General features: G+C 41.1%; 16 protein-coding genes. 4 read left to right on the top strand and 12 right to left on the bottom strand.

Annotated features, from left to right (window positions below; genetic code table 11):
- Positions 1 to 16 precede the first annotated feature (16 nt).
- The 6 genes from AC5JMF_RS22320 to AC5JMF_RS22345 all read right to left on the bottom strand — a co-directional run bounded on the left by AC5JMF_RS22320 (position 17) and on the right by AC5JMF_RS22345 (position 4954).
- Positions 17 to 250, bottom strand: a complete 234-nt coding sequence (locus AC5JMF_RS22320) for a hypothetical protein (protein WP_495797903.1) — start codon at positions 248 to 250, stop codon at positions 17 to 19.
- A 107-nt stretch (positions 251 to 357) separates the two neighbouring features.
- Complete coding sequence (locus AC5JMF_RS22325; RefSeq protein ID WP_495797904.1) at positions 358 to 843, bottom strand: hypothetical protein; 486 nt, start codon at positions 841 to 843, stop codon at positions 358 to 360.
- Positions 844 to 894: 51 nt separating this feature from the next.
- Positions 895 to 3531: a helicase-related protein gene (locus tag AC5JMF_RS22330; RefSeq protein WP_495797905.1), complete on the bottom strand. Its 2637-nt coding sequence runs from the start codon at positions 3529 to 3531 to the stop codon at positions 895 to 897.
- 35 nt (positions 3532 to 3566) lie between these two features.
- Positions 3567 to 3857, bottom strand: coding sequence for a type II toxin-antitoxin system RelE/ParE family toxin (locus tag AC5JMF_RS22335; RefSeq protein ID WP_495797906.1), 291 nt, complete (start codon positions 3855 to 3857; stop codon positions 3567 to 3569).
- Positions 3845 to 4192: a hypothetical protein gene (locus AC5JMF_RS22340; protein WP_495797907.1), complete on the bottom strand. Its 348-nt coding sequence runs from the start codon at positions 4190 to 4192 to the stop codon at positions 3845 to 3847. The genes AC5JMF_RS22335 and AC5JMF_RS22340 overlap by 13 nt, the downstream gene beginning before the upstream one ends.
- Positions 4193 to 4291: 99 nt before the next feature.
- Entirely contained in the window at positions 4292 to 4954 is a 663-nt protein-coding gene (locus AC5JMF_RS22345) for a Uma2 family endonuclease (protein ID WP_495797908.1), read from the bottom strand.
- A gap of 117 nt (positions 4955 to 5071) precedes the next feature.
- Between AC5JMF_RS22345 and AC5JMF_RS22350 the strand changes: the two genes are divergently transcribed.
- Entirely contained in the window at positions 5072 to 5344 is a 273-nt protein-coding gene (locus AC5JMF_RS22350) for a hypothetical protein (RefSeq protein ID WP_495797909.1), read from the top strand.
- A 208-nt stretch (positions 5345 to 5552) separates the two neighbouring features.
- Here AC5JMF_RS22350 and AC5JMF_RS22355 read toward each other — a convergent pair whose 3' ends face one another.
- The 6 genes from AC5JMF_RS22355 to AC5JMF_RS22380 form a co-directional block, all read right to left on the bottom strand.
- The gene (locus AC5JMF_RS22355; RefSeq protein ID WP_495797910.1) at positions 5553 to 8582 is read right to left on the bottom strand and encodes a DUF1156 domain-containing protein; all 3030 of its coding nucleotides are present in this window, start codon (positions 8580 to 8582) and stop codon (positions 5553 to 5555) included.
- 261 nt (positions 8583 to 8843) lie between these two features.
- Positions 8844 to 9293 carry an REP-associated tyrosine transposase gene (locus AC5JMF_RS22360; protein WP_495797911.1) on the bottom strand — a complete coding sequence of 150 codons (450 nt, stop codon included), beginning with the start codon at positions 9291 to 9293 and terminating at the stop codon, positions 8844 to 8846.
- An 80-nt stretch (positions 9294 to 9373) separates the two neighbouring features.
- Positions 9374 to 9664 (bottom strand): hypothetical protein, encoded by a 291-nt coding sequence (locus AC5JMF_RS22365; protein WP_495797912.1) that lies wholly within the window; start codon positions 9662 to 9664, stop codon positions 9374 to 9376.
- 267 nt (positions 9665 to 9931) lie between these two features.
- Positions 9932 to 10360, bottom strand: coding sequence for a DUF7680 family protein (locus tag AC5JMF_RS22370; protein WP_015130210.1), 429 nt, complete (start codon positions 10358 to 10360; stop codon positions 9932 to 9934).
- A gap of 1 nt (position 10361) precedes the next feature.
- Entirely contained in the window at positions 10362 to 13598 is a 3237-nt protein-coding gene (locus AC5JMF_RS22375) for an ATP-binding protein (RefSeq protein WP_495797913.1), read from the bottom strand.
- Positions 13599 to 13819: 221 nt separating this feature from the next.
- Positions 13820 to 14047 (bottom strand): hypothetical protein, encoded by a 228-nt coding sequence (locus AC5JMF_RS22380; RefSeq protein ID WP_495797914.1) that lies wholly within the window; start codon positions 14045 to 14047, stop codon positions 13820 to 13822.
- 6 nt (positions 14048 to 14053) lie between these two features.
- Between AC5JMF_RS22380 and AC5JMF_RS22385 the strand changes: the two genes are divergently transcribed.
- From AC5JMF_RS22385 to AC5JMF_RS22395, 3 genes are all read left to right on the top strand, one after another.
- Positions 14054 to 14236, top strand: coding sequence for a helix-turn-helix domain-containing protein (locus AC5JMF_RS22385; protein WP_495797915.1), 183 nt, complete (start codon positions 14054 to 14056; stop codon positions 14234 to 14236).
- Positions 14229 to 14438, top strand: coding sequence for a GIY-YIG nuclease family protein (locus tag AC5JMF_RS22390; RefSeq protein ID WP_495797916.1), 210 nt, complete (start codon positions 14229 to 14231; stop codon positions 14436 to 14438). The genes AC5JMF_RS22385 and AC5JMF_RS22390 overlap by 8 nt, the downstream gene beginning before the upstream one ends.
- Positions 14422 to 14667: calcium-binding protein (locus AC5JMF_RS22395; protein WP_495797917.1), on the top strand; the 246-nt coding region annotated here is incomplete at its 3' end. The genes AC5JMF_RS22390 and AC5JMF_RS22395, both read left to right, overlap by 17 nt.

A 14667-nucleotide genomic window follows, 5' to 3' on the forward strand; every position in this document is an offset into this window, starting at 1 on the left:
TAGCGTATGTTATATGCTAACTACGCTCCCCCCACACCTTTTTTCGTTCACCCGTAATGTACCCATTGAATTCGGCTTGGGCGAGGGCTTGTTCATCAGCGACTTTCTGAGTCTGGGCTGACTGGTGAGTGATGATTGCATTTATCCAAGTGTCAGCCGCTCTTTTGTCCCCGGTGGGTGTTACGCCGAGTGAAGCAGCGATTGTTTTGAGACGGGGGAGGGCTTGCTGTGTGTATTTGGGATGTGTCATTATTTAAATCTCCATGTATTTGGAAAAAAAGGCGATCGCGGAAGTTTGTCAGGCTAAGGCGGTCGTCTTTTGTTATATCTTTATATTCGCATTTTTAAGTAAATGATTTAAACTTGCTCTGTAGCTTTAAAACCAGTTGCAAGCAGTAATTTTTCAAACAGGGGATCGCCAAAACTCATTAATCGTAGGGAAGGCATTTCATCAAAAACATTAGGGTAAAAAGTGACCGTGTAATTCTGCCTTTTATAACTCAGTTGCCAAGTTCCCTCACTCCTGCTCTCAAACTGCACACCATTGGCTTTTAAAATTGCTGAGGATGTGAATAACTGCTCAATAGTTTCTGGTGTAAAGGGAGCAGGAGTAACTGGTTTTTGAATTTCTGCTAGATCAGCATCCAAATCCATTACTACCATTTCCTCAATAGCTAGACGCGACGGTGGGGTATTTAATATAGAATCAAATTCAGACATTAAAACATCTTCTTCTTCTGGATCTGCACTCATAGCTGCTTGTTCAATAAACGTAGGAACTTGGGCTAGAATTGGTTGGAGATTGCCAACAACTGTTGCAAAAGCATTGATGCGATCGCGCAATTTTTTATAAACCTTCGCTTCTACAGTGCCATCATAGTAAAAATTGTGGATTCACACAGTAGAATACCTTTGTCCAATGCGGTCAATTCTGCCAATGCGCTGTTCGACTCGCATAGGATTCCAGGGCATATCATAGTTAATCAACACCCCGCAATTTTGTAAGTTCAAACCTTCAGAAGCAGACTCAGTACAAAGGAGAATTTTGATTTCATCTTGGCGAAATCGGCGTTTAATTTCTTCCTTGGGAACTAGACACCACTCCCCATTCTGGTACAGTTCACCGCCACGACCTGAGTAACAAGCTACTTGGCTACCGTACAACTCCTTCAATGTATCCCGTAGATAGTCCATCGTGTCAGTGTACTGGGTGAAAACGATCGCACTTTCTCGGTCAGTTAATTCTTGGCGTAAAATCTGAATAAAGCGAGAAAGTTTGCTATCTTCCCCAGTGTTTTCAAATTGGCGTAGTAATTCTTCAAGATATTGAATTTCCTGGGGGTCTACTGGTTCAAAGAAAGATTCCAGCCCAGCAATCACTGCATCATCCTCATTATCCACATCCACTAAATCGTCGTCACTTAAAACGCTTCCCTGTTGAGTTAACAGATAATCCAAACGGCGTTGCAGAGATGACTTAATCGCATAAAATGAACTGGTCAAACGTTTGCGGTAAAGGGTCATCAAAAAACCCAAACAAGAACGCTGATCTATTTGTGCCAGTCGGTAAAAGTGACGTACATAGTCGCTGACAGCTATATAAAGCGGTACTTCCCGTTGGGGTTCCAGCGTAATAGCATTATCCTGCACAACTCTAGTAGGAATATCCCGCTCTAACAGTCCCCTCTGATAGTATTGTCGGAGAGTGTCGCGGGTGTGGCGGAACATCAAGTCTTTTAGAGGCGTGTTCACTGTCAAGTATTGGCGTGAGGTATCGATAAAGTCTTCGTCTGCCAATAATTGTTTGTGATTGGAGATTTTCTTTCCCCGTTGCCAAGTATCCTGCATTTTATAAGCCAGAATGCGATCACTCTTGGTCAAAAACTGTTCTAATCTAGAACAAGGTTGTCCGCCGCGCCCAAAGTAGTCACTAGACATGACTTGCCAAAAATTAATTATTTCCGGCTTTACAGCACCTTGTAGCGAGGCGAAATAATCGCAGAAGTTATCGCCATAACTCCAATGCCCCTGCAATCCCAGCAGGTTTAACAAATCAAAAACTTCTATGGCATCAATTTGCATGGGAGTTGCTGAAAGAAGAATCAGGGATTTAGTCTTCTCCTTCAACTGTGTCATTAACTGTAACAAGCGATTGGGTGTTTCCTTGCGGTCTTGGGGACTTTTGCGGCGTGCATGGTGTGCTTCGTCTAAGATTACTAAATCCCAAGGTTCTGCTGATAGTAGCTGGTGCATTCTGTCAGTTCTTCGCACCAAATGAGAAGAAGCCAGGATTAAATCTTGAGTATTCCAGGGATTAGCTGCTGCGGGGATAGTCCGCTTGTAGGGGTCTTTAAATTCTGTAGATACGTAACTCCAAAAATGCAGATTAAATTTTTCCCGTAGTTCTTCTTGCCATTGGGGTTGAACGCTAGCAGGTGCTAAAATCAGTACCCGCTTCACTTTTTTGGACAACAGCAGATAACGCAGAATTAAACCAGTTTCAATAGTCTTTCCTAAACCAACTTCGTCAGCGATGAGAAAACTTTGGGGAAAATTTTGAGCAACGCGACGCAGTATTTTTATTTGGTGTGGCCAGGGGTGAATGGGAATTGATTTTAAGCAAAAGTCCAAGCAGCCGGGATGTTCATGAATATTGGCAAGTTGAGTAAATGCCAACCGTTCTTGTTCTCTTACTTCTGTAGAAATAGCTGAAGGGTCTGATTTTAATTCCGGTTGTGCTTCTGGTTCTGATTCAGTTAATTCTATTTTTGTTAGAGGTCTAGAGTCAAATTCTATTTGAGCATTCCAATCAGGTTTAGTAGATTTTGCGTAACGTAACAGCTTTTTCTGTACCGCCTCTGGAACTTCAAAGACTCGCACGTTAGGCGATACGTCATACCAAAGTTGCTCAAATCTCGCTACTTCTTCTTCAACTCTATCTAGTTCCCTTCCTCCCTCCCAAGAACAATAAACGTGAAAGGATTCTACATTCCTCTCCCAGCCACCGATAGATTCGTTATTAGAACCGTTAAATGCTAATTTCTCGCCCTTGCTATCAGTAAAAATGCCAACTTTTTCATGAAATATATGCTGTGGGTCTAGTTGCTGTGTACTATCTTCAGGTAGTCCATTTTCTTTGAGAGGAATAGCAATTTTAATATCGAGATACTGGTTTTGAATTAACCAACTGAGAATTTCTAAGTGTTTGAGTTGGGCAAAACTTTCTGGTGGTTTTAAGTCTGCGTCTAGACGAGATAGTAATGCGTCTCGCAGTTCGTATCCCTGTTGAATTGCTTGTAAATCTTGGGGGCTAAACTGACAACCCATGATTAACCGCATTCGCCCTTTATTATGCAGCATTGCACCTAAACCGCGTGCAACTTTACTTAAAATAGCACTACTAAAAAAACCTGCTTTCCGGTCATATTGAATGGCACACTCTAAAGCAGGAATGTAGAAATCAGTGATGGTGTTGTGGGTGTTGCTGGTGTAACTAATTTTCCAGGGATATTCACGTAAAATTTTTGGCATATCATGCGGTTATTTATATGCTTTGAAAATTAATACTAAACAGGTCGATTTTCTCGCCCGTGATAGACACGTAAAATAACAACATCATCCTCAAGAATAACGTAGTGAATTATAAAACCGTATTTACCAAAAGATACTAAAAGTTTTCGTAATCCTGCTATTTCATCTACAATCGCACCTCGACGAGGATTCTGCTGTAAACTTCCGCCTGAAGAGACAATTGCTTGTACTGCCCGTGCTGCTGCATCAGGATTATTAAGTTTGATAAAATCGTAATGACGATTTAAGTCGTCAATTGCACTTTGCGTCCAAACTATCTGGGACATGGGCGTTCAGTATCAGTTCCTAAACTATCAGCCCATTCGCGCACACGGTCATGCGCCACTCCTGAACCTGTGCTACGGTAAGCTTCGAGAGCGGATTGACTCTGCTGAACCATTTGGGCTTCAGTAAGAGGTTGAAAATTTAATGCTGCGTCTATCTGACCGTACTCAAATGATTCTTCTATGGTTTGAGTAGCTTGATTTGTCAGTAACTGCTCAAAATCTTCTAAATCCCCTGATGAACTAGTCAGCCATGTTAACAGGAGAGTTTTTACCTGTTCTGGGGGTAACGTTTCAATATGCTCTAAAATTTGCTGCCTAATATTGCTTGCTGTCATAAGCTTTTAATTTGTGTAGTAGCTCAATGTAAATACAACTTTTTTCACCCAATATAATCTTAACAACCGTCAACCATCAACTGTCAACTGTCAACAAAATTAAAGTGTATTTGGGTCAATTCCTTGCTGTTGTAATCTGGCTAATAAATTTTGCAATTGTTCTTCTGGGGTTTGGTATCTGTTACCATTTTCGTCATACCAAAACAGCCATTCTCTTGTTCGTCCTTGATAAGTACCCTGTTCCCGTCCAATACCTAAACCAATTTCGGGCATCCAAATTTTATCCCCTGGTTGTAAAATGTATTCACCATTAATTAAGCGATAAACTTCTAAACGTTGACGCTTACGACGTAACCGTGTTGGTGCATAAATAACATAATACAAAATGCCTAATTGTGCATAATCAATTTTTTTCTGTTCATATTCGCCATTGTAAGTTTGAGAAACAACTTCTAAAGCTAAAATTGGTGGAATACCCTCTTCTTCCCACAAAACATAACTAGAACGTCCATTTTCTCCCACAAAACGTTCAACACCCAAACTCAGGAATCCATCCGGGACTATGGCTCCTTTATTGGGTGTATAGTAAACTCCCATGTTAATGCCGAAAAACCAGTCATCGCGGTTTTGCCAAATAGCGGCTAAGATGGCTAACAATAAGTTGGGAATTAATATTTGTAGTTCGTTATCCACAGGGGTATCATCTGAATCTGGTAATTCTGCCGATGAAGGTAGGCATTCTAAAGGATTGTAGTTATACATAACTTTTAAGCGAAGACAGAATACTGTCACTACAGGCTAACGCCTACATCAAATTTTATCAAATAAATACTACTAAATACTACAATGCTTTAAGAAGTAAAAATAGGTGTAATTGTGATGCAATCAATTTTCTGGAGTGTAGAAGAAGTAGCCCTAAGAGCTAAACAGTTTTATGAAAACGGTATTCGTCAAAATGTCGAGTCTGGTGACAATATCGGTAAGATGATTGTGATTGATGCCGAAACTGGTGAATATGGGATTGATCCAACTGGTGTAGAGACAGCGTTAAAGTTAAAACAGAAAAACCCTAATGCTAGATTGTTTACTATACGGATTGGTTATGATGTTGCTGTAAGTTTTGGTGGTGCAGTGGAGCGTACTGTTGAATGATTTATGGAAAACTTTCATTAGAAAAACTCTAATCGATTAGTTGCAGTTGCTAGGTTAAGTAGAAATATTGGGAAATTTGCTATTCTTAGAAAATATTAGGTAGTGGGAGCATCTTGCTCCCTGGTGTATTAAAAACGCGCGAAACATATTATACATAACACAGACGCGGGCAAGATGCCCGCACTACAATTAAAATCAAAAATAATTATCAGAATAAGTTCAATTGTCCACCTTCATTAAATGGTAGCTCAGGTTGCACGTAAGACACTTTCGCTTTGATTTCATCCATAGCCAACCACAAATCTAACAACGCTTTTTCTTCAGTCAGGCGTTTCTTTTCATCACCAATGCGGGGAATTACTTTCAACGCTACTTCAAATGTCCGCATAAATAAATCGTTGCTAACTAAGCCAGTATTTTTGAGAAATCTGCGGACTGGTTCTGTATTTTCTTCTTCTTGGTAAAGGGCGATAATGGCGTGGAGTCCATCAACTAAATATCTAGCAGAAAATTCAGTATCGGTGACGGAGAAGGCGCGTTTTTTCAAGCGTTGTTGCGGGGTGAGTAATTTACAGTAACCGCTTCCAGAATCGAGTAGTTTGTGTTTTTTGACTAAATCGGAGACATCAAAACCACCGACTGCTAAGGCGAGTTGTCTAGCTTCATCGAAGGGGAATTCTCGCGCTTCAAAGGTATCCCATGCCAAGATGTACCATTGGGTTAAAGGGTCGATACCGTTGAAGTCTTTACCTTCTAATAGCTTTTGTAGTCGGTATTCGACTACTGCTTGGCGTACTTCTTCAAATGCTGCTTTGGGTTCAACTTGATTCCCGGCGCTGTCGAGAATGGAACTATATTTGGTAAACACACTCAAAGCAGAACCGAAAGCACTCAAGCACAAGTTAATACCAGGGGGTTTAATGCGGCGTTGCGGATCTGCTACTCTATCAGCAGCAGGACGGGAATCTGCTGTTAAGCATTTTTCGAGTTCTGGCGCTTTTTCAAAGACGATATTTCGCACGTCAATTCGCACGTCATCCCACCAAGCTTGTTCGGCATTAGGGTCGCGTTTGCGGCATACTAAAAGCACGGTGCTGGATACGGCGTTTTTCTGTGCTTGGTGCAAGTTTTGCGGGTTTTCGGTGCTGACTGCCCAAGATGCGGTAATCTCAAAACCAGCATCAATGAGGGATTTGGCTAACACATCCCACGCGCCGGAGTCTTTGTGGTTGAATTGTACTGTCATTACGCCGTCGTCGCGGAGGACGCGGTGGTATTCAGCGAACGCCATCGCCATTTTTGCTTCATAATCTTGGTTGGCGAGAATTTCTGGGGATACTCCCATATTGCGGAAGCGGGAAGGGTTGGCAACGGCTTCGCGGTCTTTGTCGGTGAGTTCTAGGTAGAATAATTCGGGGAAGATATCGCCGAGGGTACGTTTTAGCCAAACGTAGAAAAAGTCTGAGAGTTCGGCGTATTGAATTGTGGAATAATAAGGTGGATCTGTGATAACTGCATCTACAGAGTCATCGGGGATATGAGTTAAGTTATCGGCTGATGCTGAGTCAATTTTAATTGATTTTGGATTATGTTGTTCAAGTCCTGGGATACCTGTTGAACCTGGTTTTGTTCCGAATAATGCACATAATTTTTCATATTCAGAAGCAAAGACATCAGCGCACCAACACCATAATTCACTAGCACCATTTTTTTCTGGATAATTCCACATTAAATTGAGTGCATGTTGGGATGAAGCACCTTCGGAACCAGCTCTTGGAGGATTCCAACGTCCTAATCTACAGTTTTCATCAACACATCTATCTAATACCAAAGCTAAATAAGTTGAAATAGCTTCTGCTTTTTCCCATTCATACTCAGATTGAATTAGTGTTTTTGCTTCACTGATAATTTTTACATAGGTAATTAGGGTTAAAAGTTGACGGGGGTTGAAAAATCTTTCCCAATTAATCAAGCCTAATTTATCAACACAGTCTCTTTCGTAAACTCGATTACTATAAGGAATAGGAATATCAGGAATAAAGTTATCTGGGTTACTACGATTCTTTTCTAATGTAGATACTGCTAGTTCAACTCCTTCTATATCAATATCTTGAACTGTCCTAAACTCTAAACTTCCTTTCGCTTTTTTATAAGCCACTGCATATAATTGATGTCCTAAACCTTCAGCTTGTGCTTGAGATTTAATAACATCATCTTCAATTACACTCCCACAATTAGGACATTTACCTACACCTCGGCTAATGGTAGTTGTTGTATCGGGGTCATATTCATGTTCAATATTTGTAGTGCGAGCATCTTGCTCGCTATTATTTAAAATCTCGTTATTGTTTAAAATTTCGTTGATATTATCTGATGTATTTTCGCCATTACTCGATACCAAACGCGAGCGAGACGCTCGCACTACGGGAACGGAATTATCATTATAAATAATCGTCGTTCCCTTCCCCTTCCTACCCTTAACCAATTCAAAATCAACCCGCTTATTTTCAGGATTAGGAATTGGCTTCACTGCATACCAATCACTCGTAATTTTCCTCGCTTGTCCTTTTCCTCCATAATTACTAGTGCGACTTAACCACCAATTAGGACTTAACGGAACAACCGACTCACAACTTGGACAAACAACCGTATGCGCCCATAAATAATTTTGTACAGTTTCCCCAGGTAAAGAAGGGAAAAACTCAGCTAACCTTTTCTCAGCCTCATCCCCTACCCACTTCACCCATTTATCAATATCCTGCTGCAAATCTGGGCCAAACTTTAGCGGATATTCCATCGCCGCCTTCATCGTCACCACCGCCACAGGATTTAAATCAGAAGCCAGCACATTTAACCCATATCTCGCCGCTTCAAACGGGATACTTCCACCACCTGCAAACGCATCTAACACAGTCGGTGTGCGAGTTCCCCAAACCTGAGTACAATAATCCTGCACCTTCTTAATTTGCACAGAATTAGGCGGTGTTTTATATAGCTTTACCTCCTTTCCCGGTACTAACCCCAGCAAATATTCAAACTCTTGCATTGTGATATCTGCTGGTAATAAAGAAGCCAACACACTGGCGCGACTAAAAGATAAAGGCTTCCGCGAATACCAGCGATGTAATCCTTTAAATGGATTTCCCCCATGTTCAAAATTAACTTGCTCGTTTAATACCTGCACAGGCATCATTTTTTCAATAAATACAGCAGGGCGTTTGGGGGTTGGTTTATCCATCAGGGATTGTAGGAGATTGAAAATTGCATTTCATGTATATTGTAGTGCGGGCATCTTGCCCGCTACCAGCAGGAAGCAAGATGCTCCCACTACCCGCCTCTACCCATCAAACATGGGTTTTTTAATCTCCACGCGATTTTTCAGATGAATGCGGGGTTTTCATATCGGTGCATCCCGATTTGCCAGATTTATTTTGTAGTGCGAGCATCTTGCTCGCATAATGGATAAAAGCGAGCAAGATGCTCGCACTACAGGATATTATCAAAATGTTTCCCACAAAAAGGGATATTCTTCAGGGGTAATTGATAAACCTGCTTTTACGGGATTTTGTCGAATATATTCCCATTTATTATTGAACTCTTCTTCGGTTCTAATCATTTCGTCGTATCTACCATCTTGCCAAACTTTCCCAATATGTAACATTGCTTTCGGAATTTGTTTGGAACTATAACTTTTTACACTATGCATAATACTCCCGATTGACCAATATTCTGTTTCAGATTTTGGAAAGGGTTGAATCAGAATATGTACGTGATCTGGCATTATTACAACTGCGAAAAGCTCATATCTTTGTTCATGAAAAAACTTACAAGCATCTAATACAACTTGTCTAGCTTCTGGTGTGAGTTCTAATCTTTCCCAAGTTACAAATGTAATAAAATATCTACTTTTTGGCTTTTCTAATTGTGGTAATTGCGTTTTATATGTCATTTTTATAGATGAAATTACCGTCTCTTTTTAAACCTCTTCAAAAGTTTCTATAAGTTTACCTTGTTTGCCTGAAGTAGCTTTCATACCTCACGAATTTTCATCGATTTTACTTCCCCCGTTTCGGCATCTACGGTAAATATTTTATACTCACGCTCATATTTAGTAGCTAAAGAAATAGCTTCAGGAATAAGTGTTCTTTCAGTCTTAGCTACAGGGCGACTAAAACCTAAAGTTACATACCAAAACCTTTTATTCTCTGACAATTCTACTTCTTCAAGCAAGATATCACTGATAGAATTCCCTATCATATCCTGGATATCTTCAAAATATTTTTTAGCAGCTAGAACAGCACCACGCACGTCAATTTTCATATATTTTACCTCCTGATTTATAGTTATAAACCTCGTCCATTTTCAATCCTGGAGTAGTGCGGGCATCTTGCCCGCTACTACCCCACAGGGAGCTAATACCAGCAGGGGGCTAACCGCGTGTTGCCTGTAAGGGAGCAAGATGCTCCCACTACCTGCTACTGCCCGTAGGGAGCAAGATGCTCCCACTACTTTTTAAACTATGGTTATTAAAATAGATGTGGTTTAACTTTATTTGTTAACTGTTAACTGTTCACTGTTAACTATCAACTAATCACCCAATAATACCCGAATCGCTTTCAAAGCCTGATTCCGTTTACCATTGCTAATCTTGGCAAACCAGTAGTGCGATTCCTCATAACTCATGGCTCTAATCCCTTGGGCAATATTCGCAATGCGTTCTATTTTAGAAAGCGGTTGCAAAGTCTGAAACAATAATGCCAGATTTATCCCTGATTCCTCATTCAAAACATAAGGAGTTTGGCGATTGTGACTTAGGGTTTTGGGGTCATAATTATTCGCCTTCAAAGAATCATAAATTGCCTGTTTCACCTGAATTAAAGCATTGCCCTTTAAACGCCCAATTCTTTTGGCAGAAGGACGCTTTTTTTCACCGGCTTTTTTATAAGCACATTGATACAACTCCAGGGCAAAGTTATTGTTGTCTGTAGGAACCACTCGCAATTGAAACTCTTGCATCTCAGTAAGTTACTTTCGCCGTCAAATTCAGCCTGTCAACCGGGTTACGATTAAGGGCACCTTTGATATTACTGATTTCTGCGCCGTTTGGTTGCACTGGAGATGAAAATTCAAATACTAGCTTCAGCGACACGTCAGCTTTTACATCCGGGCTACTTAGCAAAGTGTTAACAGCCCCCTGAAAACTCTGAAATCCTTTGACTGGCCCTTGATACTCTAACCGGATAAACTGTTCATTAACAGTAATAGTTGCCGTTTGGTCGATTTGCACTTTTAGCTTGATCAACATAGGGAAAGCCGTCATCAACTTGCGGTAGTCCATTACTTGCCCAACGGAGATTTCCAACGACTGGATACCCTGAACTTGATTATCTTGGATGCGATCGCTTAATTCATTAAACACCCTATCGAGTGTTCCCTCCAAGTCAAATTCTTCTGGTTTAGCTTTAAACAGAGATAAATCATTCCAGTCATCGCCAATTTTTTCGCTACCGTTAGGTGTGCGGGGTGTACCAGTACCGTAGGTTAAGATGCTTGCTGGGGTTTCCCTCTCCTCTACTTCGCCATTACCGTAGTCAGCTACAATTTTGAAAGTTGTGGTTTTAGCGATCGCTGTTTCGTACTCATCACTAGGGCGAAACTCCCCTGCAACCAAATTCCCATCCTGATACAGCTTAATCGTCAAAGCCCCCGATGCTTTCCACCGTATCCGCACAGGTTTTAACGATTCTGTACTCGACAAGACTTGAGCATTCAGTTCAATTTCTCGCGGTTTTGGTGGTTCGAGAATTCCCCGGCGATAGAGTTCCATCCGTTCAGAAAATTCTATGGAGTCGGGTAGAGTAATTTTACCGTCATCGGTTTTAATAAACAGCTTTTCTCCTACTTTCATATCCCAGTTACCAGTCTGCAACCCTTGGCGGATGGTATCTCGGAGCTTTGAGATTTCGGCATCGACAAATATATTTAAACTCAGGTCTTTGGCGAAAGCTTCTTTTAATGCTTTAGTTGTCCAATGGTTTAACCCAGACAGCCATACCTTCTGCAAAATATAAGCAGGGGCGTAGGATGGTGCGTCATCAGCACGAATTTTCTGACAATCTTTCAGTGCTTTTAAGATGACATCTTGTTGATTATTTTTACCCTTCACATCGCTAGAATCTTGGGCGGGAAGGGTATAGTGCATCAAACCCTTGGGAGCTTTTACTGGGTCATTAGCAGGGTAAAATAAATGGCGGTAGGCATTTGTTAAAGATACTCTTACCCCTAAATCAAGAGAACCTTTTTTATCTTTGAGTTGTTTTTGCTGATTTTCTGATAAATCTTGCAAGCGATTGGGAGAATTTAGAATATTTTGAATAGCCCGAAATTCCCTAGCATTGTCAATTGCTCGTTCTAATTCTTGCCTGTTAGCAACTAAAAATAACAAACGATTTCTAAAAGTACGGAATTTACCCGACTCACCTGTTTCATTAAAAATTTTCTCCACCATTGGCGGTGGCCCTTCGGTAGTTACAGAAATAGTCGCCTCGTTAAAGTCAATTAAACACAGGGCAATACTATCGGACACGTCATCCACATCTGCTGGTAATTCCGGTGCAATAACTAACGTCAGTAGTCTATTAGCAAAAATGGCATCGCGGCGACTTCGTAAATCATCCTTCGCTTCGGTAATTCCAACTTGAGCTTTTTCTTCAGCAATAATTTTATTGATTGATGGTTCTTCCTTGAAACGAGCCAGAGTTGTCATTGGATCATTTTCCAAGTACCAAGCAACTTCACTCAACCTTTCTAAGGCAGTATCAACAAAACCAATTTCTAGCCCTGGTGTCAACAAAGATAAATTTAATTCGGCGCGACGAATCCCCGCAGATATACCTTGAGTGATGGAATGCAAAAAAATAGTCCGAGCTACCCAGGTTGAAAAGGGAGGTTTACCAGCAGCTTTCCATTCAGCATCTTGTAACTGAGCGTGTGCTTCTCTACCATCTTTGTTGTAAATGTCTGCTTGGATCGTAATCCGCATCAAAGGACGTTCCAAACGGGCTGTTAAATCGCTGGTGATTTCTTCTTCAATACCAACAGGAATGTGGTGAGAATGAATTAGCGGTATCCATGCAGTAGTATCGTCCCACAGATAACGTATAACTCTAGCAAATAACCGCAAAGCTCCTCTGGTGCGTTGGAAGTTTGGGATGGAGGCAATCTTTTTAGTCAGCAGATTAAATAATTCTGGGTGGAAGGGATAACTCTGCTCAATACTGTCGGCATAGCGTGCATCTTTGCAACCATCTGGTAAATTAATTCGACTAGCTTTATAAGTTTGTAAATATTCTTTTGAAGCATTATTGGCAGCGTTAGCTTCAATGCTGCTGAACATCCTCTGTTTAACTATATTGTAAATTTCAATATCAGTGCTGGGTTTAATGATCCGCTCTTGCCTAGCGGTAGCGGAAATGGTTTCCCGGATTTCGGTGGTTTCTTCGCCAAAACTGTCAGTAGAGGAAGCCAGTGTGTAAACAAATACTAAATTATTACAAGATGCTGCTAAATCCATGAGGGCGAATAAAAAAGCAACTACCTGTCCAGCTAAGTTGCTGTTACCAACTAGAGTAGCCTTGGCTTTTCTCAGGTATGAGGCAATTTCGTCGATGATAATGACTGTGGGTTGCCCTTGGATTATCCTTTCTAAAACCACTGTACCTGGACTGACTCGCTGTTCGTCAGAACCTTTAAGCAAGCTATAACCTGCCACACCCCCAATTTGATAAGCAATTTCTCCCCAAAGGGTGTAAGTGGTAACGCCAGTATCCGCATGATAAACGCCGTTAACTGGGTCAAGGTCTTGACAGGCGATCGCTGCTGCTTGAATTGGTCGGTCTGGAATGAAATTTAGGTTGTTAACAAAACGCTCTAGCCCAGAAATTTCTCTACCATTTTTAGCGATATGCCATAAAGCAATTTCATCATGGGTCTTTCCACCACCAAAACTAGTTTCTAATCGGATAATGGGGGAGCCAACAGCAGCACCTACCAAACGTCCGAACACTTCAGCAATTAATGTTTTCAAACCATCAGTGGCAAAGGTATTAGCGAAAAAGGCTGTAGGGTCTTGGTAGACTTGAGGTGCTTTCCCTTCTACAACCAGTCGCAACTTGGCAGCAAATAATTCGGGTGATAGTTCTCCTGCTAAAATTTCTTCTCTTGGAATACAGGTTTTAAATACTGACGGAAGCATAGATATGTTTTAATGGTTGCCCGTTGATAGTCAAGTTAACAACCATCAACAAAAGAATAGTTGTTTTTAAATATACAATTATTATTTTAAGTATAAAAGTAAAAAATTCTGATTTCTATAATATTGCAAGCAAGAATATAAGTTAGGCAAAGTCACCAAAACAGAGAACTGCGAGCGCGCTCATCTTCTTTCCTTACCTCCTTGCCTCCTTGCCTGCCTTTCTACACTGCTACTGACTCGTACTCCAGTAACCGTTCCCAGTCTTGGGTAGTTAGCTGTTCAAAGGGAATATCTAGCAACTGCTCACAGTCAGCCACCTCAGCAAAGAGCAACTGCTGTAGTTCCTCAGTAGTCAGTTGTTCCAATGGTTGATATTGCAAGTATTCATCAACAAAGCCATTCGCAGTTATTTCAATTGCGAATTGCGTTAGCGAGTCCGCGAGCGTCATTGCGAATTGCGAATTGTTTTAGCGAACGCACTGCATCAAACACCGAATCAGAATACTGTTGCTCACCTGAAAGATCCTACTTACATCCCCTCCTCCAAGATTTTGGAAGCTCTTTGTGAAACTTACAAGATTCAACCAGGAGAGATACTAGAGTGGTTTCCAGCACAGGAAAAAAGCGAAGATGATTAATCCTCAGACCATTAATCCTTTGACTCTACCCTCTGTTGCTCTTAACGAGCGATCGCAGTTACCTAGCCAGCCTTGCATTTATTTCGCAATCGACTCTCAAGGTGTGGTTCAGTACATTGGTAGGACTGTCAATCTTCAGGTAAGATGGTTAAAATACCACTTAAATCGATCAATTCTTAACCTCAGTGGTAAGCAAGTATAATTTAGATGCGTTCGCCCTAGCATCGCTACTGATAAAGTCGAAACCTATACTTATTTTTGGTGGTGATGGGAACGATATCTTATCGGGATTAGCAGGTGATGACTTGATTTATGGTGGTATTGGTAATGATCAACTTTTAGGAAATGAAGGTAGCGATCAACTAATTGCTGGTGCTGGTAATGACCAACTGTTTGGTGATGATGGTAATGACCAACTATTTGGTGGTGCT

It is taken from the genome of Desmonostoc vinosum (assembly GCF_059505385.1).